Raw genomic sequence first — 25405 nt, 5'->3', positions numbered from 1 at the left:
CTGGTCTCGCGCTTAGGTTGACGTGATTGTACGCGCCCCCCTGTCCCCAACAAAGGACGGGCCCCGGAAACCCGGGGCCCGACTCAAACAGGAATCCTCTCTCAAAAGGTGAGGACCCACCCGACGGCCAGGGTGGTGGGCCCACCCGTGGCCGTGACCCCAAACGAGAGGGTCAACCGGAAGTTGGCGAGGAGGGGGACTCCGAGGTCCGCGCCGATCCTCGTGAACCCAAACAGGGTCCCCTCAGGCTGGAAATAGACGGCCAGGGCGAGCGTGTACATTCCACCGCAACACCCGGGCCCGCAGAATCCAAGCTTCATGTACTCGAACTCGAGATCCTGGAAGAGGTCTTCATCGTCGAGGATCTCCTCGACCTCGGCGACATCGAGGGCGGTCATGAACTCGGCGTAGGAGCAGGAGCTGAAGTCACAGCGAAGCTTGTACCCGTAGATCGCAAGCCCGGTGATGGTCATCGGCTCCTCGTCCCAGTCCCACAGGACATCACCGTAGACCTCGAAGCACGCTTGCCCCTGCCCATTCCACTTCGGCTTTACGGAGAGCTCCTTCTGGGTGACGGTGTACGTGATCGAGGCCTCGATGGAGATCCCACAACAGATCGGGAGGTCAATCGTGAACAGGAGGTGCCCGAACCCGGCCTTCGTGAAGTAGACCTCAATATCGTGGGTGATCCCGCAGCAGAGGGAGGCGTCCGACAGGGTCAGGGTCACATCGGTGAACGCGATCCCCGTGCAGCAGTCAGAGAAGCGGGCGGTCAGGGTCGCGGGGGGGGCGCTCACGATGAGGGCGAGGAGGGTGTAGCTCTGCGTTTGGGGTGGGCAGCACGGCCAGAGGTAATCTTCGACGTCATCGGGATCCGTGGGATCCAAGGTGTAGGGATAGGCCCAATGATTGAGTTGGAAGGCCACCCCGGCGCCAAGGAAGCTCAGTTCGGTCTTGAACCAGGCCAACTTGTAGGCGGGAGAGACAAGGCTCACGGATTCCGTCTGCGGTGTACACCCTGCGGGGTAGGTCACCGTCACCATGGTCCCAGCTTGCGGGTTGAACTCGATCCCGCCGGTGATGGAGAGGGGCCCGAACGCGCCGAGGACCCCGAACGCCTGAGCGGTGAGGCCGAGGGTGCCGAACGTCGAGGTGCTTGTCACTTGCCACCCCGCCGCCACGCCGTACCCCAGGGTGAGAACGCACGTCTCCAGAGTCACCCCTGGTGGGGAAGGGAGGATGAGGAGGCTTGCCTCCCAGCTTCCGCTCAGTTGGGCCATCGAGGGCACGGTTACAGCAGCGGCACACACCAGCGCGATCCCCAGTCGTCTCATCGGCAGGACCTCCTTCATCTGTTGCCGTCCCTGTGTATCCCGGCGCACGCCGCCGGGAGAGGGAGGGGGTCCGCGGGGGAGCGGAACCTGGTGCGTGATGGGGATTACAGGGTGGAGGAGGGGGGCGGGTCGCCCAGGATCCCGAAGCGGTGGGTGTAGTCCCGCACCGCCTGTTCGAGGTCCACGTCCGGCCCGTACATCTCCCGCAGGTAATGGAGGTGCTCCGATACCCACACGTAGAGGTCGGCCTCGGTCCGGCCAGGGAAGTGGGCGAGGGCCCCCGTGCGGCGGAACGTGTCCACGAGCGGCCGGTACACCCGGTCGTACCACGAGGCAACCGCCTCCTCGTACGGCACCTCCCTCTGCTGCTCGATCCCGAGGAAGTAGCGATGGACAGCGATGTGTTCGAGGAGGATCTTGTACTTCCCGAGCTCGGAGAACAGGATCTCCTGGTCGGGGCGGAGGCGGTCAAGGTGCGTCTGGGCGAGGAATGCCGCGTACTCGGCCTTGACGAGGATGTCGCGCGGGGTATCGGTCGCGGAGATGGGCACGAGGGGGACGAACTCCACGACCTCAGCGTCGATGGACCGTGCCCCGGCCCGCCGCGCCGCCGCCACGCGGTGGTGGCCGTCTTCGACAAAGTAGGCGTCCCCGATCTGGTACAACTTGACCGGGGGCAGGATCTCCCCGCTGCGCCAGGCATCCTCGATCTGCCGCAGGCGGGGGGAAGCCCCGTGGATAGGGAAAAACGCGCGGTCGAAGTCCTGGTAGCGGTTCACGCTCCCCACGATCTTCTCGACCTCCACCTCCTGGAGGCCCTTGTAGCGCCAGGCCTTCGTCCCCACGTTCTTCCTCACCCAGTCGAACGGAAGGAGCAGGGTCGGCTCCCGGCGGACGTGGTTGAAGATCCCGTCCAGCAGGCGTTGCCACGGGGTGCGGGGATCAGGCATCGGGCACCTCAAGGAGGGCATGGCCCCGGACATGGATGACCCCGGTCGCCCCACTCTGAGTCCGGGTGGGGTGGCCGGGCCGGGGCGGGGAGTGGCCGTGGATGAGGTAGCGGGGCCGGTGGCGCTCCACCAAGGGGAGGAGGGACTGGAACCCTTGGTGGGCGGGATCCGTGTGGTCGTGGATCCCCCGCGGGGGAGCGTGGGTGAGGAGGATGTCCAGCCTCCGGCCCCTCAGCTCGGCCCACCGCAGCCGCCCGGCGAGCCTCTGCACCCGCCTCCGCATCTCCCCCTCCGTGTACTGGTACGTACCGCCCGGCGCGTAGCGCGGGCTCCCCCCGAGGCCGGCGATGAGGAGCCCCGCCGCCTCCACCACGCGGCCCTCCACGTTCGTCCCCCCTTGCGGGGCAGTGATGAGGCGGCCCTCGGTTTCCACAGGATGATCGTGGTTCCCGTGGACGTAGAGGAGGGGGGCATCGAACGCATCCACGAGGTACTCGAGGTAATCGTAGGGGAGGTCGCCACAGGACAGGATGAGGTCGAGTTCGCCGAACCCCTGTCCGGGGAGGGATCGCTCCAGGGCAGGGCTGACCTCATCGCTCACGACGAGGATCCGTGTCACGTCCCGGCGAGGTCCTCCAGCCCCAGCGACCTCAGCTTCGCCGCGGACAGGCCGTCCTTCGTCCACCCCCGCCGGCGATAGTACGCCGCGACCTCAGCCCGGAACGTCGCCGGGTCCATCGGCCGCCCCGCGGAGGCGCCCCGGGGGAGGGGCTCGTGGAACCGCGGAGGGAGCCGGTCCTCCTCCGGCCCGTGCCCGGCCCGGCCCGCGTAGAGGCGCAGGAGGGCGAAGTTGCGCTCCCCCACGGTGAGCATCTCCTCCGGGCCGAGCTCGATCCCGGTGGCGTGCCTGAGGAGCTCCCGGATGAGGGGGTAGTTGTAGCGGGGGCCGGCGTCCTGCGTCACGAACGAGCACAGGACAAGCGAGTTCACGAACGACCGCAGGTCCTCGTACGTGGCCACGACCCGCGCCTTCCCGCGGAGGGCGAACCGATCCATCCGCTCCGTGATCCCCAGCTCCGGGGTGGGGGAGTCGGTCTCGAGCATCGTATCGTGCATCCCCTCCATGTGGGTCGCCCCGCGCGGGCTCAGGGCGTAGGAGAGCCCGAGGCCGACCTTGCCCCGCGGCTCGTGCATCGGCACCTCAACCCCCTTCACCAGGGCCGCGAACCCGGCCCCGACCTCACGGGCCCAGCGGTCGAGTCCGGCGGCGATCGCGTCCCCTAGCCCCTCCCGGCGCCCGATCCTCTCCACCCAGGCCACGATCGCCCCCCCATCGCCCCACGGGATGCGTTCCGCGATGAGCCCCTTCTCGGAGGCCTCCATGAGGGTGGCGATGGCGACCCCGACCGAGATCGTGTCCATGCCATACGCGTTGCAGAGTTGATTTGAAAGCGCGATCGCCGCGAGGTCGGCGCACAGGCAGAGGGACCCCAGCGCAGCGAGGGTTTCGTACTCCGGCCCCCCGTACCCGGGCTGGACCTCCCTCCCCCCAAACGTGGTCTTCACCACGCGCTTACAGCGCACCGGGCACCCGGCGCAGGTCTCGCGGCCGATGAGGATCGTCTCCGCCATCCTCTCCCCCCCGATCTCGGCCGCGCGATCGAACGTGCCCTCCTGAAAGTTCCTCGTGGGGAGGATCCCCATCGCGGAGAGCCACGCCAGCCCGCGGGCTGTGCCGAGCTCCCCGAACCGCTGCGTCCCCTCGTCCATGAGGTCGTGGGCGAACGCGGCCTGCGCCCGGGCGAACCCGGCCGGGTCTGCCAGCGGTTTCTCCAGGTGTCCCTGGACCGCGATCGCCTTGAGGCGTTTGGATCCGAGCACCGCCCCCAACCCCGGCCGGCCCGCGGCCCGGTTCGCGTCATGGATGATGCACGCCTGGGTGGCGAGCTTTTCCCCGGCGGGGCCGATCGCGGCCACGTGCACACCAGGGTGCCTTCCCTTGAGGATCGCGTCCACGTCACCGGTCATCCTCCCCCACAGGTCGGCCGCAGCGCGGAGCTCGGCCCGTCCCGCGGCGAGGAGGAGGTACACCGGCTCCCTGGCCTGGCCGCGGACGATGATCCCGTCATAGCCGGACCGCCCGAGCTCGTGGCCGACGTAGCCGCCGACATAGGAATCGGCGATGGACCCCGTCTTGGGGGATACGGCCATCACGACGTGCCGGCCCGCGCCAGCGAGCCCCGTCCCCTGGAATGGACCGGTCGCCCAGATGACGGCGTTCTCCGGGGCCAGCGCGTCCGTCCCGGGGGGAACGAGATCGAGGAGGAGCCGCGCCGCGATCCCCCTCCCGCCGAGGTGGAGCTCGTACCACCGGGGTGGGATCTCCCGTTCCCGGAGCGCCTCCTGCGTGAGATCCACATCCAGGTACCGCCCGTACACGCCGTTCATCCCTCACCCTCCTGCCGAGCAAGCTTGGTCAGCCGTTGTTGGATGTCGCCGACCAGTTTCTCGATCTCCTCGTGTTTCCCCCGCGCGTTGCGGAGGTGGGTGCCGAGGGTCTGCATCTCTCCCTCCATCTTCTCCATCAACCCCTCCACCGCCCGCAGCTCGCCGAACACCTCTTGCACGTTGCGCGCCAGGGCCATCCCCCGCAACCCCATCGCCACGGATCGGAGGTAGGAATAGAACGAGTTCGGGGAACAGGGGACGACCCGCTTCCCCATCGCCCAAGCGAGGAAGTCGAGATCCCCCTCCGGGATGAGGAGCTCGTGGTACACCCCCTCCGCGGGGACGTACATGAGGGCGAAGTCGGCCGTCCCCTCCTCGGGCCGGATGTACTTCTCGGCGATCCCGTCGGCGTGCCTCTGAGCATCGCGCACGAGGGCCCGCTTGTGCTTCTTTCGTTCCTCATCCGTGGCCGCAGAGAGGAGGCGCTCGAACCCGGAGAGGGGGAACTTCGCGTCCACCGGGACGATCGTCCCCTCGAGGAAGATGGCGGCGTCCACCACCTCCCCGGTGCTGAACCGGTACTGTTCCCGGTACCGATCGTGGGGGAGCACCTCCGCGAGGAGATCGCCGAGGAGCCACTCCCCGATCGCGCCCCGCGCCTTGGGGGCGCGGAGGATCTCCTGGAGGGAGGCGAGGTCCTGGGCGAGCTCGGTGAGGCGGCGGCCGGTCTCGGTGAGGCCTCCCAGCCTCTCCCGCACGTCGGCCACCACCCCCTGGACCGCGGTCAACCGCTCGCCAAGGGTCCCTTCCTGCCTCTGGAGGAGCTGGGCCGTGCTCGCGAGCTGATCGGAGACCTGGGAGGAGAGCGTCCCCAGCTGGGTCGTCACGAGCTGCGCGAGCTGGCTCACCTGATCGGAGAGGAGCCGCGTGGACTCCCGGAGGGTGGGAAGCTCGCGGGCGAGGTCCGAACCCGGCCGCCGTCGGATGAGGATCACGGCCAACGCCAGCACCATCACCGCAAGGAACCCGACCGCAACCCAGACCCCGGTCATGCCACCTCCGAAAGCGCGAGGCTCCCGCGCAGGAACTGGCCTGTGTACGAGGCGGGGACCCCCACCACCGCTTCCGGCGGCCCCTCCGCGATCACGCGGCCCCCTTCCTCCCCTCCCTCCGGGCCGAGGTCAATGATCCAGTCCGCAGTCTTCACCACATCGAGGTTGTGCTCGATCACGACCACCGTGTTCCCCACATCCACCAGCCGGTGGAGGACGGAGAGGAGCTTCCGCACGTCCTCGGGGTGGAGGCCGGTCGTCGGCTCGTCGAGGACGTACAGGGTGCGCCCCGTGGCCCGGCGGGCCAGCTCCCGGGCGAGCTTCACCCGCTGCGCCTCCCCCCCCGAGAGCTCGGTCGCCGGCTGGCCGAGCTTGATGTAGCCGAGGCCGACATCGTACAGGGTCTGGAGCTTCTCCCGGATCGGGGGGATGGGGGAGAAGAACCCGAGGGCCTCCTCGACCGTCATCTCCAGGACCTCCGCGATCGTCCGCCCCTTGTAGCGCACGGCGAGGGTCTCCGTGTTGTAGCGCGTGCCGTGGCACACCTCGCACGGCACGTACACATCGGGGAGGAAGTGCATCTCGATCTTCACCTTCCCCTGGCCCTGACAGGCCTCGCACCGTCCTCCCCGCACGTTGAACGAGAACCGTCCCGGCTCATACCCCCTCATCCGCGCCTCGGGGGTGGCAGCGAACATTTCCCGGATCGGGTCGAACGCCTTGGTGTACGTGGCCGGGTTCGAGCGCGGGGTGCGCCCGATCGGTGACTGATCGATCTCGATCGCCTTGTCGAAGTACTGGGCCCCCTCGATTCCGTCATGAAGCCCCGGTTTCCCCACCATATACCCCAACCGCCAGGCGAGGCCTCGGTACAGGATCTCCTCAGCGAGGGTGGACTTCCCCGACCCGGAGACGCCGGTGATGCACGTGAACAGCCCCACGGGGAAGCGGACGTCGATCCCCTTCAGGTTGTGCTCCCGTGCCCCCCGCACGACGAGCCACCGACCATCCGCCCTCCTCCGCGCGGACGGAATCGGGATCCGCCGCGTCCCCGCCAGGTACTGGCCGGTGAGGGAACGGGGCTCGGCCGCGACCTCGTCCGGGGTCCCGGTGGCGACGACGTACCCGCCGTGGATGCCCGCCCCCGGGCCGAGGTCGACGAGGTAGTCCGCCTCGCGCATCGTCTCCTCATCGTGTTCGACAACGAGGACCGTGTTCCCCAGGTCCCGCAGCCGCTTCAGGGTGGAGAGGAGCTTCCGGTTATCCCGGGCGTGGAGCCCCACCGAGGGCTCATCGAGCACGTACAGGACGCCGGTGAGCTGGGAGCCGATCTGGGTGGCGAGCCGGATCCGCTGCGCCTCCCCCCCGGCGAGGGTCCCCGCCGACCGGTCCAGGGTGAGGTAGTCCAACCCCACGTCCACCATGAACTGGAGGCGAGATCGGACCTCCTTCAGGATCTGGTGGGCGATCAGCTGCTCCCGCTCGGTCAGCTCAAGCGAGGTGAAGAACGCGAGCGCTTCGCGCACCGGGAGGCGGGTCACGTCCCACAGGCTCTTCCCCCCCACCGTCACCGCGAGCGCCTCCGGCCGCAGCCGCGCCCCGCGGCACACCTCGCACGGGAGGGCGGACAAGTACTGTTCGATGCCCTCCCGCGCTTCCTCGGACGTCGCCTCCCGGTAGTTACGCTCCAGAGTTGGGATCAGCCCCTCGAACGGCCGCTGGTAGACGCGGGTCCGGCCGTAGGTCGTGGTGTAGGTGAACTCCACCGGCTCCCCGTCAGTCCCATAGAGGAGGACGTGGAGCTTCGCCGGGGGGAGCTGCCCCAGGGGTCGGTTGGGGTCGATCGCGTAGGCGCGGCACACCCCATCGAGGAGCGCCGCGATCCAGCGGGACTTGGTGCTCGCCCAGGGGAGGAGCCCTCCCTCGCGGAGCGAGCGGCGGGGATCGATGACGAGGTCGGGGTCCACCACCATCCGCACCCCGAGGCCGTCGCAGGTCGGGCAGGCCCCGAACGGCGAGTTGAACGAGAACAGCCGGGGCTCGATCTCCGGCAGGCTCACCCCGCACGTCGTGCACGCGAAGTGTTCCGAGTACAGGCGCTCCCCCTGCCCAACCACCTCCACGATCGCTAGCCCCTGCCCGTAGCGGAGGGCGGTCTCGATCGAATCCCCGATCCGGCTACGCTTCTTGTCCGTGACCTTGATCCGGTCGAGGACGATCTCCACGTTGTGGCGCTTGTTGCGGTCGAGTTCGATTTGCTCGTAGAGGGTGCGCAGGGCCCCGTCCACCCGCACCCGCACGAACCCCTCCCGTTTCAGGTCGTCGAACAGGTTCTTGTACTCCCCTTTGCGGCCCTGGATCACGGGGGCCATGATCTGAACCGCGGTCCCCTCAGGAAGGGCCATCACCTGGTCCGTGATCTGCTGCGCCGTCTGGCGTTCGATCGGCTGCCCGCACTGCGGGCAGTGGGGGTGGCCGATCCGGGCGAACAGGAGCCGCAGGTAGTCGTGGATCTCCGTCACCGTGCCCACGGTGGAGCGGGGGTTGTGGGAGCGGGACTTCTGGTCAATCGCGATCGCGGGCGACAGCCCCTCGATGAAGTCCACGTCCGGCTTCTGCATCAGTCCGAGGAACTGGCGGGCGTAGGCGGAGAGCGACTCCACGTAGCGGCGCTGCCCTTCAGCGTAGATCGTGTCGAATGCGAGCGAGGACTTCCCCGACCCGGAGATCCCCGTGATGACGACGAGGCGATCCCGGGGGATCTCGACGTCGATCCCCTTCAGGTTGTGCTCCCGAGCGCCGCGGATGATGAGCTTGTCCATAGTGAGGAAACGCTTCCCGAGCCTTCGCCGGCCGTACCCACGATGGTAGCCGCGCCCCGGGCGGGCCGCCATGCGCTCGGGGGGGAGACACGGGGAACTTCCTCACGTCACCTCTGACCTTGGCCGAAGGGAACCACCGGCTACCGTGTAATGCAGATCACAGTTCGCTGCGCTGGAGGGTACCGTGGGTCAGCATACGAAGAGATGGGTCAAGGTTCTGGTGCCGGTGGCGGCGTGTGGGCTCCTCGTCGCCGCCCTGGCCGGGTGCGGGCGGGTGACGGCGAAGATCGACGCCTACAGCCCGAGCAATCCAGTACAGGTCGAGGCAGGGAAGACCGTCCCGTTGAGCGTCACGTTCACCAACACGGGGAACCGAACGGGGACCTTCTTCGTCCGCGCACTCGTGAAGGACAGCGCGAACGTGCCGGTGACCCTGCCCGCCAAGGACGTGACCGTGGCGGCGGGGAAGCAGGGCACCGCGGTGTGGGAGTTCATCGTGACCTCGCCGGGGACGTACACGATCCAGTTCATCGTGGGCAAGGACGCGAACACGACCTATACCCAGGCCCCAGCGGAGCCGAGCCCGCTCATCGTCGGCCTCCCGGCGGTGGCCTCCACGAAGTTCAAGGTGGGAGACCGGGTGCGGGTCACGAGCGCGGTCCGCGTCCGGACGGGACCGGGGACGGAGAACGCCCCAGTGACCCACGTCAACTACCGCGATTCGGCCCCCGCCGGGGTGGAGGGGAAGGTCATCGGCGGCCCGGAGAGGGCGGGGGAGTGGGTGTGGTGGCGGGTGGAGTTCGACGCGGGCTACACCGGGTGGTGCATCGAGGACAACCTGACCAAGGCCGCCGGGGGCTAGGGGAGGGAGGAGGGGGCAAGGAGCCACGCCGCGATCCTCCGCTCCCACTCCCCCTGCCGCAGGTCGTCGCGGCCGTGGTCCGTCTCGCGGTCGTACTGGGCCTGGAGCGAAGCGTGGCGGTCGTTCACATCCCGGAACGCGGCCGCGGCCTGGGAAAGCAGGTCCCGGTGGGCATCGGCCTCGGTGGTGCCGGTCCCCACGATCCCCGGGAGCTGCGCGGCGAGGAGGCGGCGGTAGGCCTCGGCGAGGTCGAAGTGCCTCTGCTCGTGGCTGAGCCCAGCCGCGGTCCGCCGGCCCGAAAGGGCCCACGACCGGTCCCGTTCCATCGCGGCCGTGACGGTCGAGCTCGCGATGCGGGCCTGCCAGACCGCCCCTTCCCGTCCCGTGGCCAGGGTGAGGCTGTACTCGAGGGCGAGGGCAATCCCCGCCGCCGCCTGCGGATCACGGTCGGGAGGAGGCTCCCCCCAGAAGTCGGCCCACGTGATCGGTCGGCCCGCCTCCCAGTACAGCCGGGCGGTAGGAGGGGATGTGGCCGGGGAAGGTGGCGGAAGGGTACAGGATGGGTTCGGCGGACCGATTCTGACCGTGATCCGCAGGTCCACGGGCGCCACCCCATCCGCCGCGGCCCGGTACACGATCTCCACCTCACGCCCCGCGCTCCCGGGGGGCGGAGTGAACGTGTAGACCGTGGTCGCCGTGCCCCAACCGGACGAGGCGGGTGCCCCCCCGCCCAGGAGGGCAAGGGGCGCGAGGGAGACCATCCGCGGTGGGGTGGCGGACACGGAGAGGGAGACCGTGGTCGGGGACCCCTCCGGGACCTGAAACTGTACGACCGTCCCCCCGGTCGCGGAGCACGGGCAGGCCGCCTCCACCTCCCACAACCAGCTGAGGGATGCCCCACCCGTTCCCGCCACCGCCCACACGGCGCACAGGACGAGCCCCAGGCCACGCTTCATCGTCACCACGGATCCTACTTCTGCTGAATCCTGGCGACGAAATCGTCGATGGGAAGGGCGCTCAGCGTTTCGATCTTCACCGTACCGCGCGCCCCCATTGCCACCGCCACACGGGCGACGGCCATCGCCCCCGTGGCCTCGATGATCGTCACGAAGTCGTACCGCCCGAGCGCGGCGTACTGGTGGATGACCTTCGCCCCGAGGGCTTCGATCTCCCGGTTGACCTCGAGGATCCGCTCCGGCTTCTCCGTGATCGTCTTCGCCCCTTCGTCGGTGAGTCGGCTCAGAAGCACGTAGGTCTGCACATGCCCCTCCTTCGGTGGTGGACCGATCCTACCCCACCATTCCCCACAAGGGCAACGGGCGGGGTACGGCCCTCTCGCCCCAACGGATGCCCACGATCATCCTGCGGACTGATCTCCGTCATGGTGAGGACCGTGCGTGCGGGGTACCCTTGGACAAACCATGCGTCAGGAAATCCGGTTCGCCGGGTTCGGCGGGCAGGGCATCATCTCCGCCGGCCGCATCGCGGGACAGGGAGCGGTCCTCTTCGATGGCAAACACGCCGTCCTCACCCAGTCCTACGGCCCGGAGGCCCGTGGCGGGGCGTGCGCCGCCGAGGTCGTGGTGGCCGACACGGCAGTGGATTACCCGGTGGTCAGCACCCCCGACGTGGCGGTGATCATGTCCCAGGAGGCCTATGCTACGTACAGCCACGACCTCCGACCCGGGGGCACGCTCATCCTCGACGAAGACCTCGTCGAGCACGAGCCGCGCCCAGACGTGCGGCTCCTCCTCGTCCCCGCCACGCGGATCGCGGAAGGGTTGGGGAGGAAGATCGTGGCGAACGTGGTCATCCTGGGCGCCCTCGCCGCTGCCGTGCCGACGGTATCGAAGGATGCCCTTCTCAAGGCGGTCCTTGCCGCCGTCCCCCCCCACACCCGCGGCCTCAACGAGAAGGCGTTCGAGGCCGGGTACGCGTACGTGAAGGAGCACTACCGTGAGCCGTGAGCCGTCACCCGCGAACCGCAATCCCGGCCCCGAGGCCGGCCACCGGTCAGGGGGCAGCGGACCGCGGATCGGGGTCTTCGTCTGCCACTGCGGGAAGAACATCGCGGCGACGGTGGACGTGGAACGGGTTGTGGAGGCGATCGCCCACTACCCCGGCGTCGTCTACGCCGCCCGCCATGAGTACATGTGCTCCGACCCCGGCCAGGACATGATCAAGAAGGCGATCGGGGACCACCGCCTCACCGGCGTTGTGGTCGCCGCCTGCTCGCCCTCGATGCACGAAACCACGTTCCGCCGCGCGGCGGAGGAGGCGGGGCTCAACCCATACCTCCTCGAAATCGCGAACATCCGCGAGGGGTGCTCGTGGGTCCACGAGGGACCGGAGACCACGGACAAGGCGATCCGCATCGCGCGGGCGATGGTGGAGAAGGTGAAGGGGAACCACCCCCTGTCCCCGATCGAGGTCGGCCATGCCGCCAAGTGCCTCGTCATCGGCGGCGGGATCAGCGGGATCCAGGCCGCGCTCGATATCGCCGACGCTGGGTTCGAGGTCCTCCTCGTCGAGCGCACCCCCTCGATCGGGGGGCGGATGGCGCAGCTCTCGGAGACGTTCCCCACCCTCGACTGCTCGCAGTGCATCCTCACCCCGAAGATGGTCGAGGCCTCCCGCCACCCGCGGATCCGCCTCCTCACCTACTCCGAAGTGGCGGAGGTCACGGGGTACCTCGGGAACTACCACGTCGTGATCCGCAAGAGGCCGACCTACGTGGACCCCGACAAGTGCAACCTGTGTGGGGACTGCGCCAAGGCCTGCCCGATCCGCGTCCCCAGCGAGTTCGACCGGGGGCTCTCGGAGCGGGCGGCGATCTACGTCCCGTTCCCCCAGGCCGTCCCCTCCTCCTACACCCTCGACGAAGGAAGCTGCCTCGGGCTGAACCCCCTCCGCTGCAGCGAGTGCGCCAAGGTGTGCACCGCGGGGGCGATCGACTACGACATGCCGGAGGAGAGGATCGAGGAGGACGTGGGGGCGATCGTCGTCGCCACCGGCTACGACCTCTACGAAAAGGAGAGGATGGCCGAGTACGGCTACGGCACTGTGCCTGACGTGATCGATGGGCTGGAGTTCGAGCGGATTCTGTCCGCGGGCGGGCCGACGAAGGGCGAGGTGCGCCGCCCGTCCGATGGGAAGGTCCCCATGGAGGTCGTGTTCGTCCAGTGCTCCGGGTCCCGCGATCCCGAGCTCCACAAGTCGTACTGCTCGAAGATCTGCTGCATGTACACCGCCAAACACGCCCTCCTGTACCGCCACAACGTGCACGATGGGAAGGCGTACGTGTTCTACATCGACATCCGCGCCGGGGGAAAGGACTACGAGGAGTTCGTGGTCCGGGCAATGGAGGACGAGCGGATCCTCTACCTGCGGGGCAAGGTGGCCAAGGTGTTCCGGGACGGGGATAAGGTCGTGGTGTGGGGGGTGGATACCCTCACCGGGAAGAGGGTCGAGGTGGCCGCTGACCTCGTCGTGCTCGCCCAGGCGATGGTCCCGTCCGCGGGAACGGGGGAGCTCGCGCGCAAGCTCCGCATCGCCTGCGGGGGGGAGGGGTTCCTCAAGGAGGCCCACCCCAAGCTCCGGCCGCTCGAGGCCCTCACCGCGGGGATCTTCCTCGCCGGCGCGGCCCACGGCCCGAAGGACATCCCGGAGGCGGTGGCCCAGGGCTCGGGGGCGGCGGCGAAGGCGATCGCCATCCTGTCCGCACCCGTCCTCACCCACTCCCCGGAGGTGGCGGAGGTGAACGAGGACCTCTGCTCGGGGTGCTCCATCTGCGTCCCCCAGTGCCCGTACGGGGCGATCACCCCCGGCGACGTGGCCCACGTGAACGAGCTCCTCTGCGAGGGGTGCGGCACGTGCGTCGCCGCCTGCCCGTCCGGGGCGATGACGATGCGGAACCACACCGATCTCCAGGTGGAGAGGATGATCCGAGCGGCCCTGGCCGAGGCGGTGGAGGTGGCCGGTGGCTGAGGCCCAGTTCGAGCCGCGGATCGTGGCCTTCCTGTGCCGGTGGTGTGCCGGAGCAGGTGCCGACCTCGCGGGCACGAGCCGCCTCCGCTACCCCCCGAACGCGGTGGCGATCCGGGTCAACTGCTCGGGGCGGGTCGAGCCGCAGTGGGTGATGGAGGCGTTTCGGTCGGGAGCCGACGGGGTCTTCATCGGAGGCTGCCACCCCGGGGATTGCCACTACGTATCCGGGAACTACAAGGCCCGCCGCCGGGTTCACCTCCTGAAGCGGATGCTGTCCGAGCTGGGGATCGAGCCGGAGCGGGTGCGGCTGGAATGGGTATCGGCCACCGAGGGGGCGAAGTTCGCCCGGCTGATGCGCGAGTTCGTGGAGGAACTGCGGGCGCTGGGGCCACGGACGGACTCCGTGGAAGCGGCTCCATCCGCCGCACCCCCGGTCCCGTCCCGGAGGAAGGGTTGACGATGGTCGGCAAGCCGAAGATCGCCGTGTACTGGACAGGGGGATGCGGGGGGTGCGATGTGTCGTTCCTCGAACTCGGCGCCCCCCTCCTCGACGTACTCGCCAAGGTGGAGATCGCGTTCTGGCCCGCCCTCGTGGACGCGAAGCGCGCCGACGTGGAGGCGTTCGCCCCCCGTTCCCTCGCCGCGACCCTCATCAACGGCACCCTGCGCACGGAGGAGAACGTGGAGATGGTCCACCTCCTCCGCGAGAAATCACAGCTCGTGGTCGCGTTCGGGGCGTGCGCCCATCTCGGGGGGGTGCCGGGGCTCGCCAACCTCGTCTCCCGCGAGGAGACCCTGCGCCGGGTCTACGGGGACGGTTTTGCGATCGCCCCCCCGCCGGGAGGAGAGGCGGAGGATGCCCCCCCCAAGCTCCTCCCGCAGGCGCAGCCCCTCTCTGCCGAGGTCACGGTGGACTACGTCGTCCCCGGATGCCCTCCGCCCCCCGCGCTGATCGGGCTCCTGTTCGATGCCCTCCTCTCCGGCGAGCCCCCCCCGGCGGGCCACGTGTTCGCCCACGACAAGGCCCTTTGTGAGGAGTGCCCCCGCACCTGGGAGGACCGGGTGCTTGCCAAGATCGTCCGCCCCCACGAGCTCGTCCCGGATCCGGAGGCCTGCCTCCTCGACCAGGGGATGATCTGCCTGGGGCCGGTGACCCGCGGGGGATGCGGGGCAGCGTGCCCGAAGGCGGGGATGCCGTGCACGGGGTGCCTCGGTCCGACCCCCCGCGCCGGCGACCCCGGGCTGGCGATGATCTCCACCCTCGCCTCGCTCGTGCGGGCAGGGGACGAGGGCGAGGCGTCGTTCGCCGCCGAGGACGCGGTCCTCGACTCCCTCGTTGACCCATTGGGGACGCTCTACAAGTACTCTCTCCCTTCCTACGTCGCGACAACGAAGAGGAGGAGCGGTTGAAGAAGCTCACGATCGATCCCATCACACGCCTCGAGGGACACGGGAAGATCCTCCTCTACCTCGACGAGGCGGGTGGCCTCAAGGGCGCCGTGCTCCAGGTCCCCGAGCTGCGGGGGTTCGAGGCGTTCTGCTGCGGCCGCCCGGGAGAGGAGATGCCCCAGATCACGGAGCGGATCTGCGGGGTGTGCCCGGAGGCCCACCACCTCGCCTCCGCCCGGGCCCTCGATGCTGCCTACAACGCCGCGGTCCCCGCGCCGGCGTGGATCCAACGGGAGCTCTTCTACAACACGTACATCTTCGCCGACCACCTCCTCCACCTCGTGTTCCTCGGCGGGCCGGACCTGCTGCTTCCGGCGGACACCCCGAAGGCGAACCGGAACGTGCTCGGCGTGCTCGAGGCGTTCCCCGAGCTTGGGCGGGAGGTGGTCACGGTGCGGGCGCGGGCCCAGAGGATCCTGGAGATCATCGGTGGGCGCGCAATCCACCCCGTGTTCGCCCTCCCCGGGGGCGTGGCCCGCCCCCTCACCGGCGATGAGCGGAACGAGATCCGCTCCCACACCGCGGCGATGGTCGCCCTCGCTCGGACGTTCGTGACCTTCTTCCACGAGGAGGTCCTCCCCGATCCGGGCTACCAATCCCTCCTCGCCCTCCCCCAGGCCCACCTCCCGACCCACTACCTGGGCCTCGTGGATCCCAACCTTGCGCCGAGCTTCTGTCGGGGCCAGCTGCGGGCCGTGTCCCCCGACGGGACGGAGCTGTTCCGGCTCGACGGGGCAGCGGCCCTGGACAGGATCGCCGAGCGCAGCGAGCCCTGGACGTATGTGAAGTTCCCGTACCTGAAGGAGCCCGGGTGGACGGGGTTTGAGGCCGGCGCGGGATCCGGTATCTACCGGGTGGGGCCGCTCGCTCGCCTCAACGTCGCGGAGCGGATGGCGACCCCCCTTGCCCAGGAGGAGTACGAGCGGTTCCTCGATTTCTTCGGGGCGAAGCCGGTCCACGCCACGTTCGCCTACCACTGGGCGCGGCTTGTGGAGATGGTCCAGGCGGCGGAGGCCGCGGCTGCCCTCGCTGAGGAGAAGGGCCTCACGGAAACGGAGATCCGGGGGAAGCTCGGGGAACCCGGGGCAGGGGTGGGCGTGGTCGAGGCCGCGCGGGGGACCCTGTTCCACCGCTACGCCCTCGACGAGCAGGGGCTGATCGCGGAGGTGAACCTCATCGTGGCCACAACGCACAACGCAGCGGGGATCGGCCTCTCCGTGAAGGGGATGGCGGAGGGCGTGGTGCGCAAGAAGGACCTCGACGAGGTCCTCCTCAACCGGATCGAGATGGCGTTCCGCGCCTACGATCCGTGCCTCGCCTGTGCGACCCATTTCCTGCCCGGGGAGATGCCGTTGGCCATCGAAATCTACAACGCGGAGGGGCGCCTTGAACGCCGGATCTCCCGCTAGCGCCGTGCGCCGCCAGGTGATCGTGGCGCTGGGGAACCCGGACCGCGCCGACGACGGCGTGGGGCCGGCCGTGGTCGAGAGGGTCCCCCCTCAGCCGGGGGTCGAGGTGTGGGAGGCGATCCGCGGGGGGCTCCCCCTCGCCCAGTCCCTCGTCGGGTTCGAGCGGGCCCTCGTCGTGGATGCCTGCCCGGCCCTCCCCGTGGGGGAGGTGGCCCTGATCCCGCTCTCGGTGGACGACGGAGGACGGACGATGGACCACGGGTCCTGGCTCCACGGTCTGGGCCTTGCGCAGGGGCTGGCCGCGTTGCGGGCGGTGGGCCTTCCCGTCCCTGAGACGTGGGCCCTCGCGATCGGCGTCGAGGAGAAGGTCCCGTTCCAGCGGGGGCTCTCCCCTCAGGTGGCCCAGGCCGTGCCGCGGGCGGTGGCGGAGGTGGAGCGATGGCTAGCGAACTGAACCTATCGCGGGATCGGTTGGAGGCGCCGTTTTCGCGGCGGGTGGAGGAACTATCGGGGGAGAACCCCTACGCCTGCTACCAGTGCGGGAAGTGCTCCGCGGGATGCCCGTTCGCCGATCACATGGACGCGCTCCCGAACCAGGTCCTGCGCCTGGTTCAGCTCGGGGACGAGGCGGCCCTCCGTCTCTCCGCCCCGTGGGTGTGCGCTTCGTGCCTGGCATGTGCGGTGCGGTGCCCGAAGGGCGTGGACATCGCCAAGACGATGGAGGCGCTGCGCCTCCTCTCCCTGCGGAAGGGGATCACCCCAGCGCCGGTGGTGCCGGACCGGCCCTATCCCCAGATCGCCCTCGTCGGCGCGTACAGGAAACTCACGCCATGAAGAAGCTCGCCTATTTCCCGGGATGTGCGATGAAGGACCAGGCCCGCCCCGACGAGGCGGGGACGCTCCACGCGCTGGCCGCGCTGGGGTACGAGGTCGCGGAGATCCCGCGCTGGAACTGCTGCGGCACGGTGTACTCCCTCGCCCAGGACGACCTCATGCGCCACGTGGGGCCGGTGCGGAACCTCATCCGCGTCCAGGGGATGGGAGAGAAACGGGTGCTCACCCTGTGCGCGATGTGCTACGGAACGCTCAAACGTTCATCCCAATTCGTGCGCGAGGAAGAGCGACTGGCGCGGATCAACGCGTTCCTGGATACGGAGGAGGATTTCCGGGGCGGAATCGAGGTCGTCCACCTCCTCCCCCTCCTCCGCGACGAGGTGGGGTACGAAAAGCTCGCCTCCCAGGTCAAGCGAAGCCTGAACGGGCTCAAGGTCGCCACGTATTACGGGTGCGTCCTCCTCCGGCCGCGGGAGTTCGCGGTGGACGACCCGGACCGGCCGGAGGTCATGGAGCGCGTCGTGGAGGCCCTCGGCGGAGAGCCCGTCCCCTTCCCGGAACGCATGGAGTGCTGCGGGGCCTACCTCACGGTCGGCCGATCCGATATCGTTACCGAGAGGGTGGGGAGGATCCTCCGCTCGGCGCGGGGCGGCGGGGCGGACCTCGTGGTCACGACCTGCCCCCTGTGCCAGTTCAACCTCGCCGAGCGCCGGCCCGCGGCGGCACCGACCCTCCCCGTCCTCTACCTCGGGCAGGTGCTGGGGTGGGCGTTCGGGGCGGACGAACCGGCGAACCTGTTCCCTCTGGGGGTGCGAGATGAATGAAGTGACGGTGTTCATCATGGGCAAGGGGTACCGTGTCCCGGAAGGCCTCACGATCATGAAGGCGATGGAGTACGCCGGGTACCGCCTCGGCCGCGGGTGCGGGTGCCGGGGCGGCTACTGCGGAGCGTGCGCCACGGTGTACCGGCTGCGGGGCGACTACCGGCTCTACGCCGACCTCGCCTGTCAGACCCCGGTTCAGGACGGGATGTACATCGCCCAGCTCCCCTTCACCCCCGCCGAGCGGCCGCCGTACCAGCTGACCGACCTCCAGCCCCGCGGGGAGACCCTCCTCGCCTTGTTCCCCGAGCTCGCCCGCTGTGTGGCCTGCAACACGTGCACCAAGGCCTGCCCGCAGAAGCTGGAGGTGATGGACGCCGTCCAGGCGGCCCTGCGCGGCGACATCCCCCAGGTGGCGGAGTTCACGTTCGACTGCGTATCGTGCGGGTTGTGCACGATGCGTTGCCCGGCCGAGATCTCCCACCACCACGTGTGGCAGCTCGCCCGGAGGCTCAACGGGGCCTACCTCACCCCACGGGCGCTGCACGTCCAGAAACGTGTCCAGGAGATCGCCGCCGGGGTGTTCAAGTCCGACCTCGACGCCCTCCTGTCGCTTGGCAGGGACGCCCTCGTCGCGGCCTACAAGGCCCGCGAGATCGAGAGTTAAGGAGGAGGCGTGGCCACCTATCCCAAAGAGATCCAAGAGTCCATCGAGCGCGTGGAGGCGACGCGGCCAGCACGGATGGCCACGAAGCCCCCGCGGCTCACGCTTCAAGAGCAGGAGGCCCTCCTCAAGGGGTTTCACCCCGACTACCGGCCAGAGGGGAAGCGCAAGCTCAAGGTGGGGGCATCGTGGGGGGAACCTGTGCCCCATGAGCTCGCCGACCTCCTCGAGGCGTACCCCCTCCTCGACCCGCGGGCGGTGGATGTCTCGCAGCCGGACCACGACGTGGACGTCCTCGTGATCGGCGGGGGGGGAGCGGGCACGGTGGCGGCGATCTGGGCTCACCAGTCCGGGATCCCCGCCGAGCGGATCCTCATCGCCACCAAGCTCCGCCACGGCGACTCGAACTCGATCATGGCCCAGGGCGGCATCCAGGCCGCGGACAAGGCGAACGACTCGCCGGCGATCCACTACCTCGACGTCCTGGGGGGCGGGCACTTCACCAACGACCCCAAGCTCGTACGGGCCCTGGTGGAGGATGCCCCGAGCGTCATCCGCTGGCATGAAGACCTTGGGGTGATGTACGACAAGGAGCCTGACGGGACGATGATCACCATCCACGGGGGGGGCACGTCCCGGAAGAGGATGCACTCGGCGAAGGACTACACGGGCCTCGAGATCATGCGCGTGTTGCGGGATGAGGCGCGAAGCCGCGGCATCCCAGTGCTCGAGTTCTCCCCGGCGGTGGAGCTCCTCACCGATGGCCAGGGCCAGGTCGTGGGCGCCGTCCTGTGGAACCTCGAGACGAGCGAGTACACCGTGGTGCGGGCGAAGGCGGTCGTCCTCGCCACCGGCGGCTGGGGCCGGCTGCACATCCAGGGGTTCCCGACCACGAACCACTACGGTGCCACCGCCGATGGGCTCGTCCTCGCCTACCGGGCGGGGGCGAAGCTCCGAGACCTCGACGCCGTGCAGTACCATCCCACCGGCGCTGCTTACCCGGAGCAGCTCGTCGGGCTCCTCATCACGGAGAAGGTGCGGGGGATGGACGCCTTACCCCTGAACCGGCTGGGGGAGGTGTTCGTCCACCCCTTGGAGCCGCGCGACGTGGAGTCGGCGGCGTTCATCCGCGAGTGCGCCTCCCCGGAGAAGGGCGGCCGCGGGCTGGGGGTTCCCACCCCCACGGGGATGGTCGGGGTGTGGCTGGACACGCCGATGGTGGACATGATCCACGGCAAGGGCACGTTCCAGCGGGCCCTGTCCTCCATCCACCGGATGTACGTGCGGTTCGACATCGATCCGACCCGGGAGCCGATCCTCGTCTACCCCACCCTCCACTATCAAAATGGGGGGGTGGTGATCGACGAGCACGGTTGGACGGGAATCCCCGGGCTATTTGCCGCGGGCGAGGTCGAGGGCGGGGTGCACGGGAAGAACCGGCTGATGGGGAACTCGCTCCTCGACTACAACGTGTTCGGCCGGAGGGCCGGGATCGCCGCCGCCGGGCACGCCAAGAAAGCCACCCTAGGCGCCCCTACCCTCGCCCACGTCAGGCGGTACGTGGAGCAACTACAGTCGGCGGGCGTCCCCGCGGACCGGAAAGCGCCCCTGCTCCTCCCCGAGTACCGGGGCGAGAAGGCCCTGTCGCGGATGGTGGACCTGCTATGACGCAGGGGGCGAAGCGGTGGAAGGTACCGAAGGGACACGTCTACGTCCTCGACGACATCTGCAAGGGGTGCGGGTTCTGCATCGAGTACTGTCCGCGGAAGGTCCTCGCCCAATCGGAACACTTCAACGCCAAGGGGTACCATCCCCCAGAGGTGGTGGACCCCGATGCGTGTGTGATGTGCGGGTTCTGCGAGCTCGTGTGCCCTGATTTTGCCATCTGGACGGAGAAAGAAACTGCGGAGGTAAAGGATGCCGCCTAAGGCCACCCTGTCCGGGATTCACTTCATGAACGGCGACGAGGCGATCGCGGAAGGGGCGATCGCCGCCGGGTGTCGGTTCTTCGCGGCCTACCCGATCACGCCGCAGTCCGAGATCGCGGAGCGCCTGTCGTGGCGCCTGCCGCGGGTGGGCGGGGCGTTCATCCAAATGGAGGACGAGCTGGGGGCGATGGCGGCGGTGGTGGGAGCGGCTTGGGGCGGGGCCAAGGCGATGACCGCCACCTCCGGCCCCGGGTTCTCGCTGATGATGGAGAACCTGGGCCTGGCGATCATGACCGAAACCCCGTGCGTGGTGGTGGATGTTCAGCGCGGTGCGCCCTCGACCGGCCTCCCCACCGCCGTTGGCCAAGGGGACATGATGCAGGCGCGGTGGGGCTCCCACGGCCACTACGAGATCATCGCCCTCGTCCCTGCCTCCCCCCAGGAGGCGTTCGATCTCACGGTGCGCGCGTTCGCCCTCTCCGAGCGGTTCCGGGTTCCGGTGCTCCTCATGACGGACGAGGTGGTGGGGCACATGTACGAGCGGGTGGAGATCCCGGGCGAGGTCCCCCTGGCCCCCCGGCGGCGGCCCCAGGTCCCGCCGGAGGAGTTCATCCCCTACCAGCCCGATCCCGACCTCGTCCCCCCGATGGCGTGCGCGGGCGAGGGGTACCGGGTCCACGTCACCGGCCTCACCCACGACGAGCGAGGGTACCCGGACATGTCCGCCGAGGCCCACGACAGGCTCGTGCGTCGGCTCGCAGAGAAGGTCCTCCGCTACCGGGAGGAGTACACGCTCTACGAGGAAGTGGGCCTCGACGATGCCGAGGTCGCGGTCGTGTCCTACGGGATCTCCGCCCGCGTTGCCTACGGAGCCCTCGCCCAGGCCCGTCAGCAGGGGATCAAGGCGGGGATGCTGCGCCTCATCACGGCGTGGCCGTTCCCCGACGAGCGGGTGCGGGCCCTTGCGGATCAGGTGAGGGGGATCGCGGTCGTGGAGCTGAACCTGGGGCAAATGAGCCGCGAGGTGGAGCGGGCGACCCGGGGCAAGGTCCCTCTCGCGGGCGTGTCCCACGCTGGGGGGCGGATCCACACCCCCGAGGAGGTCCTCGCCGGGATCAAGGAGGTGGCACGATGCAGGTGAAGACGAAGCCCGCTTTCGAGATCGTCCCCGGGGCCCGGCACCCGATGGAGAAGTACCTCCGCACGGACCGTATCCCCCACATCTGGTGCTCCGGGTGCGGATTGGGAACGGTTCTCGGGAACTTCCTTTACGCCCTCGATGAGCTGGGGTGGGATCCCGACGAGGTCGCGGTCGTGTCGGGGATCGGCTGTACCGGCCGCATCGCCGGCTACCTCAAATTGGACGCGTACCATACCACCCACGGCCGGGCGATCCCGTTCGCCACCGGCCTCAAGCTCGCCAACCCCAAACTCCACGTGGCCGTGATCTCCGGCGACGGGGACCTGTTCGCGATCGGCGGGAACCACCTCATCCATGCGGCGCGGCGCAACCTCGACCTGACCGTGGTGTGCGTGAACAACTTCAACTACGGGATGACGGGCGGCCAGTGCGGGCCCACCACCCCCCTCGACGGGAAGACCACGACGACCCCGTTCGGCAACTTCGAGCACCCGTTCAACCTCGTTCACCTCGCCGCCTCGGCCGGGGCGAGCTATGTCGCGCGGTGGACGACGCTCGACGGCCGCCGCCTCCAGAAGGGGCTCGTGGAGGCGATGGCCCACGAGGGGTTCACGTTTGTGGAGGTCATCTCCCCGTGCCCGACGAACTACGGCCGCCGCAACCGGATCGGGGAGGGCCTGGACGAGCTGCGCTACTACGCAGACCACGCTGTGATCCGCCACGGGGCGGACCCCAAGGAGGCGGAGATCGTATCTGGGAAGCCGTTCCTCGTCGGCAAATTCGTCGACGTAGACAAACCGACCTACCACGAGATGTACGCGGCGAAGGTGGCGGAGATGGGAGGGAACAAGTGAACTTCGGCAACGAGCTAGCTCTGGCGATCGGCAAGGCGGCGACGATCCTTCCGCCCGATGTCGTGCGGGCGCTTGAGGCGGCCCGCGACCGGGAGGCAGGACCGGCCCGGGTGCAGCTGGAGGCGATCCTGGAGAACGTGCGGATCGCTCGGGAGGGCATGGTCCCGATCTGCCAAGATACGGGGACGATTACGTTCTTCGTCAGACTGGGGATGGGATTCCCCCACCTCCCCGCCCTCGTGGGCGCCCTCCCCGAGGCGGCGCGGCTGGCGACGAAGGCGGTTCCCCTCAGGCCCAACACGGTCCACCCCTTCACCGGGAAGAACCCCGGTGACAACACCGGCCGCTACATCCCGGCCGTGACGTGGGAGATGACGGACGGGGATGGAGCGGAGATCCACATCCTCCCCAAGGGCGGGGGGTCGGAGAACTGCTGCGCCCTGAAGATGCTTGCCCCCGGCGTCGGGCTGAAGGGGGTCAAGGAGGCAGTGGTCGAGCATGTGGTGGGCTGCGGCGGCCTCCCCTGCCCGCCGACCGTGGTCGGGGTCGGGATCGGGGGCGGGGCTGATCTTGCCCTGAAGCTGGGGAAGACGGCCCTCCTGCGCCCCCTCGGGCAGCGGCACCCCGAGCCGGAAGTGGCCGCGCTCGAGGCTGAGCTGGAGGACCTCATCAACGCGTCCGGCGTGGGGCCGATGGGGCTCGGGGGGAAGACGACCGTGTTGGCGGTGCACGCCGAATACGCCCACCGGCATCCCGCGTCGTTGCCGGTGGGGATCGTTACCCAGTGCTGGGCCCACCGCCGCGCGACCGTGCGCGTGCGCGCGGATGGACGGATGGAGGTGGCGTGATGGATCGCGTGCTCACAACGCCGATCTCGGAGAAGGACGCCCGTGCCCTCCGGGCCGGGGACGTGATCTACGTCTCGGGGACGATGTTCACCGCCCGCGACGAGGCCCACAAGATGATGCTCGAGCGGGGGAGCCCGCTTCCGGTGGAGGGATTGGCCCTGTTCCACTGCGGCCCAGTGGCCCAGAAGGTGGAGGGAAGGTGGCAGATCCTCGCCGCCGGCCCCACAACCTCGGCCCGAATGGAGCTCTTCGAGGCCGACTTCCTGCGCAAGTTCAAGACGCGGATCATCGTCGGCAAGGGCGGGATGGGCGACAAGACCCTCGCCGCCCTCGGCGAGGTCGGGGCGGTGTACACCCACTTCACCGGCGGGGCGGGGGCGTTGGCGGCGAAGGCTGTGAAGCGGGTGGCGGCTGTCCACTGGCTCGAGGAACTGGGGATGCCGGAGGCGATCTGGGTCATGGAGGTGGAGCGGTTTGGGCCCCTCGTCGTGGCGATGGATAGCCACGGCAAATCGCTCTACAAGGACCTCGCGGTCCAGGTCGAGGCGAACATGAAGGGGATTCGCGCCCGGATCCGCTCATAGTTTAGGGAGGGGGAATGAAGGAAAACAAGCCGAACGTCGAGGAACTGCTCGCCAAGGCGAAGGAGCCGGGGAGGAAGGCCCCGGCCTGGCATGCCTTCTACCGGGGCAAGGTCGGACTGGGCGTGAAGTGCGCCATCACCGGCTACGACGACTTCGCGATCTGGTACACGCCCGGCGTCGCCCAGCCCTGCCGCGAAATCGCCGAAGCCCCGGAGAAGGTATTCGAGTACACGAACAAGGGGAACATGGTCGCCGTTGTGTCCGATGGCACGCGGGTGCTGGGCTTGGGCGACATCGGCCCCCACGCCGCGCTCCCGGTGATGGAAGGGAAAGGGCTCCTCTTCAAGTACCTCGGCGGGGTGGATGCGTTCCCGATCACGCTCGCCACGAAGGACGCCGACGAAATCATCCAGGCCGTGAAGTGGATCGCCCCCGCGTTCGGGGGGATCAACCTCGAGGACTTCGCAAGTCCAAAGTGTTTCTACATCCTCGATCGGCTGCGGGAGGAGACGGAGATCCCAGTGTGGCACGACGATCAGCAGGGCACGGCCGCGGTGACGGTCGCTGGGGTCATCAATGCCCTCAAGCTGAAGGGCATCCCCAAGCACAAGGCCCGCATCGCCATGATCGGCGCGGGGGCGGCGGGGATCGCCACCCTCCGCGTGCTGATCGCGTGGGGGGTGAATCCCGGCAACGTGGTGATGACCGATATCAACGGGATCGTTCACCGTGAGCGCCCCGATTTCGACACCCTGTTCAGGTACACGAAGGACATCGTCGGCCGCACGAACGCCGAGAACCGCCGGTGCGCGAAGGTCGAGGATGCCATCCCCACGGCCATGGAAGGGATGGACATGGTCATCGGCTACTCCAAGCCCGGCCCAGGGACGATCAAGCCGGAGTGGGTGAAGCGGATGGCCAAGGACCCCATCGTCTTCGCGTGCGCCAACCCGATCCCCGAGATCTGGCCCTGGGAGGCGGTGGAAGCGGGGGCGCGGATCGTGGGCACCGGCCGCTCGGATTTCCCGAACCAGATCAACAATTCATTGGGATTCCCCGCCATCTTCCGCGGCACATTGGACGTATTCGCCAAGACGATCACCGACGAAATGGCGATCGCCGCTGCGGAAGCGATCGCCAAGAACGCTGAGGAGAAGGGCCTCCGCGAGGACTACATCGTCCCCTCGATGATGGACCTCGACGTGTTCGTGAACGAGGCGGTAGCGGTGGGCCTGAAGGCGATCGAGCAGGGGGTGGCGCGGCGGGTCCTTCCGAAGGCCGAGCTCCGGAAGCAGGCCGAGACGATGATCCGTCACGCGCGGGCCGAGGTGGAGATCCTCCAGAAGCAGGGGCACATCCCGCCCCCGCCGAAGGTGTAGGGCTCCCGGAACGGACGGATAGAGGGCCGGCCCGAGGTC

Annotated in this window: 25 protein-coding genes; 17 read left to right on the top strand and 8 right to left on the bottom strand. The window is 69.0% G+C overall.

The annotated features are described in order from the left end of the window. Positions 1 to 101: 101 nt before the first annotated feature. The 6 genes from BARAN1_RS01650 to uvrA form a co-directional block, all read right to left on the bottom strand. Positions 102 to 1334 carry a hypothetical protein gene (locus BARAN1_RS01650; protein ID WP_157959376.1) on the bottom strand — a complete coding sequence of 411 codons (1233 nt, stop codon included), beginning with the start codon at positions 1332 to 1334 and terminating at the stop codon, positions 102 to 104. Between the two features lie 104 nt (positions 1335 to 1438). Further along, on the bottom strand, positions 1439 to 2284 hold the full coding sequence (locus tag BARAN1_RS01645) for a transcriptional regulator (RefSeq protein ID WP_122030601.1): 846 nt from the start codon (positions 2282 to 2284) through the stop codon (positions 1439 to 1441). Continuing rightward, positions 2277 to 2885, bottom strand: a complete 609-nt coding sequence (locus tag BARAN1_RS01640; protein ID WP_231944278.1) for a metallophosphoesterase family protein — start codon at positions 2883 to 2885, stop codon at positions 2277 to 2279. Before BARAN1_RS01640 ends, BARAN1_RS01645 begins: the two co-directional genes overlap by 8 nt. 14 nt (positions 2886 to 2899) lie before the next feature. Beyond that, complete coding sequence (locus BARAN1_RS01635) at positions 2900 to 4732, bottom strand: aldehyde ferredoxin oxidoreductase family protein (RefSeq protein WP_122030599.1); 1833 nt, start codon at positions 4730 to 4732, stop codon at positions 2900 to 2902. Continuing rightward, positions 4729 to 5784 carry a DNA recombination protein RmuC gene (locus BARAN1_RS01630; RefSeq protein WP_122030598.1) on the bottom strand — a complete coding sequence of 352 codons (1056 nt, stop codon included), beginning with the start codon at positions 5782 to 5784 and terminating at the stop codon, positions 4729 to 4731. The genes BARAN1_RS01635 and BARAN1_RS01630 overlap by 4 nt, the downstream gene beginning before the upstream one ends. Then, positions 5781 to 8606: an excinuclease ABC subunit UvrA gene (gene uvrA, locus BARAN1_RS01625; RefSeq protein ID WP_231944277.1), complete on the bottom strand. Its 2826-nt coding sequence runs from the start codon at positions 8604 to 8606 to the stop codon at positions 5781 to 5783. The genes BARAN1_RS01630 and uvrA overlap by 4 nt, the downstream gene beginning before the upstream one ends. 184 nt (positions 8607 to 8790) lie before the next feature. Here uvrA and BARAN1_RS01620 point away from each other — a divergent pair, with 184 nt between their 5' ends. Continuing rightward, complete coding sequence (locus BARAN1_RS01620; protein WP_157959375.1) at positions 8791 to 9468, top strand: SH3 domain-containing protein; 678 nt, start codon at positions 8791 to 8793, stop codon at positions 9466 to 9468. Here the strand turns inward: BARAN1_RS01620 and BARAN1_RS01615 are convergent. Together BARAN1_RS01615 and BARAN1_RS01610 are read right to left on the bottom strand one after the other, a co-directional pair. Then, entirely contained in the window at positions 9465 to 10424 is a 960-nt protein-coding gene (locus tag BARAN1_RS01615; protein WP_420196459.1) for a DUF922 domain-containing protein, read from the bottom strand. The two genes, BARAN1_RS01620 and BARAN1_RS01615, sit on opposite strands and share 4 nt — an antisense overlap. 14 nt (positions 10425 to 10438) lie before the next feature. Beyond that, a complete protein-coding gene (locus tag BARAN1_RS01610) occupies positions 10439 to 10729 on the bottom strand; it encodes a GYD domain-containing protein (protein ID WP_122030594.1) in 291 nt (96 codons plus the stop codon). A 160-nt stretch (positions 10730 to 10889) separates the two neighbouring features. Between BARAN1_RS01610 and BARAN1_RS01605 the strand changes: the two genes are divergently transcribed. From BARAN1_RS01605 to BARAN1_RS01530, 16 genes are all read left to right on the top strand, one after another. After that, on the top strand, positions 10890 to 11435 hold the full coding sequence (locus BARAN1_RS01605) for a 2-oxoacid:acceptor oxidoreductase family protein (protein WP_122030593.1): 546 nt from the start codon (positions 10890 to 10892) through the stop codon (positions 11433 to 11435). 112 nt (positions 11436 to 11547) lie between these two features. Next, positions 11548 to 13455, top strand: coding sequence for a CoB--CoM heterodisulfide reductase iron-sulfur subunit A family protein (locus BARAN1_RS01600; protein ID WP_231944295.1), 1908 nt, complete (start codon positions 11548 to 11550; stop codon positions 13453 to 13455). Further along, entirely contained in the window at positions 13448 to 13912 is a 465-nt protein-coding gene (locus BARAN1_RS01595) for a hydrogenase iron-sulfur subunit (protein ID WP_122030591.1), read from the top strand. The genes BARAN1_RS01600 and BARAN1_RS01595 overlap by 8 nt, the downstream gene beginning before the upstream one ends. A gap of 2 nt (positions 13913 to 13914) precedes the next feature. Next, entirely contained in the window at positions 13915 to 14865 is a 951-nt protein-coding gene (locus tag BARAN1_RS01590; protein WP_122030590.1) for an NADH-quinone oxidoreductase subunit B family protein, read from the top strand. Continuing rightward, the gene (locus BARAN1_RS01585) at positions 14862 to 16313 is read left to right on the top strand and encodes a Ni/Fe hydrogenase subunit alpha (RefSeq protein ID WP_122030589.1); all 1452 of its coding nucleotides are present in this window, start codon (positions 14862 to 14864) and stop codon (positions 16311 to 16313) included. Before BARAN1_RS01590 ends, BARAN1_RS01585 begins: the two co-directional genes overlap by 4 nt. Then, positions 16291 to 16767: a hydrogenase maturation protease gene (locus BARAN1_RS01580; RefSeq protein WP_157959374.1), complete on the top strand. Its 477-nt coding sequence runs from the start codon at positions 16291 to 16293 to the stop codon at positions 16765 to 16767. Before BARAN1_RS01585 ends, BARAN1_RS01580 begins: the two co-directional genes overlap by 23 nt. Continuing rightward, positions 16752 to 17147, top strand: a complete 396-nt coding sequence (locus tag BARAN1_RS01575; protein ID WP_122030587.1) for a 4Fe-4S dicluster domain-containing protein — start codon at positions 16752 to 16754, stop codon at positions 17145 to 17147. The genes BARAN1_RS01580 and BARAN1_RS01575 overlap by 16 nt, the downstream gene beginning before the upstream one ends. Continuing rightward, the gene (locus tag BARAN1_RS01570) at positions 17144 to 17971 is read left to right on the top strand and encodes a CoB--CoM heterodisulfide reductase iron-sulfur subunit B family protein (RefSeq protein WP_122030586.1); all 828 of its coding nucleotides are present in this window, start codon (positions 17144 to 17146) and stop codon (positions 17969 to 17971) included. Before BARAN1_RS01575 ends, BARAN1_RS01570 begins: the two co-directional genes overlap by 4 nt. Further along, a complete protein-coding gene (locus BARAN1_RS01565) occupies positions 17964 to 18635 on the top strand; it encodes a 4Fe-4S dicluster domain-containing protein (protein WP_122030585.1) in 672 nt (223 codons plus the stop codon). Before BARAN1_RS01570 ends, BARAN1_RS01565 begins: the two co-directional genes overlap by 8 nt. A 75-nt stretch (positions 18636 to 18710) precedes the next feature. Continuing rightward, positions 18711 to 20300 carry an FAD-binding protein gene (locus BARAN1_RS01560; RefSeq protein ID WP_122031742.1) on the top strand — a complete coding sequence of 530 codons (1590 nt, stop codon included), beginning with the start codon at positions 18711 to 18713 and terminating at the stop codon, positions 20298 to 20300. After that, on the top strand, positions 20297 to 20560 hold the full coding sequence (locus tag BARAN1_RS01555) for a 4Fe-4S dicluster domain-containing protein (protein WP_122030584.1): 264 nt from the start codon (positions 20297 to 20299) through the stop codon (positions 20558 to 20560). The genes BARAN1_RS01560 and BARAN1_RS01555 overlap by 4 nt, the downstream gene beginning before the upstream one ends. Next, positions 20550 to 21701, top strand: a complete 1152-nt coding sequence (locus BARAN1_RS01550; RefSeq protein WP_122030583.1) for a 2-oxoacid:acceptor oxidoreductase subunit alpha — start codon at positions 20550 to 20552, stop codon at positions 21699 to 21701. The genes BARAN1_RS01555 and BARAN1_RS01550 overlap by 11 nt, the downstream gene beginning before the upstream one ends. Next, positions 21692 to 22555 (top strand): 2-oxoacid:ferredoxin oxidoreductase subunit beta, encoded by an 864-nt coding sequence (locus BARAN1_RS01545; RefSeq protein ID WP_122030582.1) that lies wholly within the window; start codon positions 21692 to 21694, stop codon positions 22553 to 22555. Before BARAN1_RS01550 ends, BARAN1_RS01545 begins: the two co-directional genes overlap by 10 nt. Further along, positions 22552 to 23403, top strand: a complete 852-nt coding sequence (locus BARAN1_RS01540) for a fumarate hydratase (RefSeq protein WP_122030581.1) — start codon at positions 22552 to 22554, stop codon at positions 23401 to 23403. Before BARAN1_RS01545 ends, BARAN1_RS01540 begins: the two co-directional genes overlap by 4 nt. After that, a complete protein-coding gene (locus BARAN1_RS01535; RefSeq protein ID WP_122031741.1) occupies positions 23403 to 23987 on the top strand; it encodes a FumA C-terminus/TtdB family hydratase beta subunit in 585 nt (194 codons plus the stop codon). The genes BARAN1_RS01540 and BARAN1_RS01535 overlap by 1 nt, the downstream gene beginning before the upstream one ends. A gap of 14 nt (positions 23988 to 24001) precedes the next feature. After that, positions 24002 to 25366: an NAD(P)-dependent malic enzyme gene (locus tag BARAN1_RS01530; protein WP_122030580.1), complete on the top strand. Its 1365-nt coding sequence runs from the start codon at positions 24002 to 24004 to the stop codon at positions 25364 to 25366. Positions 25367 to 25405: the final 39 nt, after the last annotated feature.

This window comes from Candidatus Bipolaricaulis anaerobius, assembly GCF_900465355.1.
Taxonomy (GTDB): domain Bacteria; phylum Bipolaricaulota; class Bipolaricaulia; order Bipolaricaulales; family Bipolaricaulaceae; genus Bipolaricaulis; species Bipolaricaulis anaerobius.
The sequence above is the reverse complement of the archived record's forward strand: the minus strand, read 5'-3'. Positions and strand labels throughout refer to the sequence as shown.

Excerpts from the sequence above, each read along its gene's own strand:
- BARAN1_RS01650 (WP_157959376.1), bottom strand. The coding sequence starts at position 1,334 with ATGAGACGACTGGGGATCGCGCTGGTGTGTGCCGCTGCTGTAACCGTG.
- BARAN1_RS01645 (WP_122030601.1), bottom strand. The coding sequence starts at position 2,284 with ATGCCTGATCCCCGCACCCCGTGGCAACGCCTGCTGGACGGGATCTTC.
- BARAN1_RS01635 (WP_122030599.1), bottom strand. The coding sequence starts at position 4,732 with ATGAACGGCGTGTACGGGCGGTACCTGGATGTGGATCTCACGCAGGAG.
- BARAN1_RS01630 (WP_122030598.1), bottom strand. The coding sequence starts at position 5,784 with ATGACCGGGGTCTGGGTTGCGGTCGGGTTCCTTGCGGTGATGGTGCTG.
- uvrA (WP_231944277.1), bottom strand. The coding sequence starts at position 8,606 with ATGGACAAGCTCATCATCCGCGGCGCTCGGGAGCACAACCTGAAGGGG.
- BARAN1_RS01615 (WP_420196459.1), bottom strand. The coding sequence starts at position 10,424 with ATGAAGCGTGGCCTGGGGCTCGTCCTGTGCGCCGTGTGGGCGGTGGCG.
- BARAN1_RS01605 (WP_122030593.1), top strand. The coding sequence starts at position 10,890 with ATGCGTCAGGAAATCCGGTTCGCCGGGTTCGGCGGGCAGGGCATCATC.
- BARAN1_RS01590 (WP_122030590.1), top strand. The coding sequence starts at position 13,915 with ATGGTCGGCAAGCCGAAGATCGCCGTGTACTGGACAGGGGGATGCGGG.
- BARAN1_RS01575 (WP_122030587.1), top strand. The coding sequence starts at position 16,752 with ATGGCTAGCGAACTGAACCTATCGCGGGATCGGTTGGAGGCGCCGTTT.
- BARAN1_RS01570 (WP_122030586.1), top strand. The coding sequence starts at position 17,144 with ATGAAGAAGCTCGCCTATTTCCCGGGATGTGCGATGAAGGACCAGGCC.
- BARAN1_RS01565 (WP_122030585.1), top strand. The coding sequence starts at position 17,964 with ATGAATGAAGTGACGGTGTTCATCATGGGCAAGGGGTACCGTGTCCCG.
- BARAN1_RS01560 (WP_122031742.1), top strand. The coding sequence starts at position 18,711 with ATGGCCACGAAGCCCCCGCGGCTCACGCTTCAAGAGCAGGAGGCCCTC.
- BARAN1_RS01555 (WP_122030584.1), top strand. The coding sequence starts at position 20,297 with ATGACGCAGGGGGCGAAGCGGTGGAAGGTACCGAAGGGACACGTCTAC.
- BARAN1_RS01550 (WP_122030583.1), top strand. The coding sequence starts at position 20,550 with ATGCCGCCTAAGGCCACCCTGTCCGGGATTCACTTCATGAACGGCGAC.
- BARAN1_RS01545 (WP_122030582.1), top strand. The coding sequence starts at position 21,692 with ATGCAGGTGAAGACGAAGCCCGCTTTCGAGATCGTCCCCGGGGCCCGG.
- BARAN1_RS01535 (WP_122031741.1), top strand. The coding sequence starts at position 23,403 with ATGGATCGCGTGCTCACAACGCCGATCTCGGAGAAGGACGCCCGTGCC.
- BARAN1_RS01530 (WP_122030580.1), top strand. The coding sequence starts at position 24,002 with ATGAAGGAAAACAAGCCGAACGTCGAGGAACTGCTCGCCAAGGCGAAG.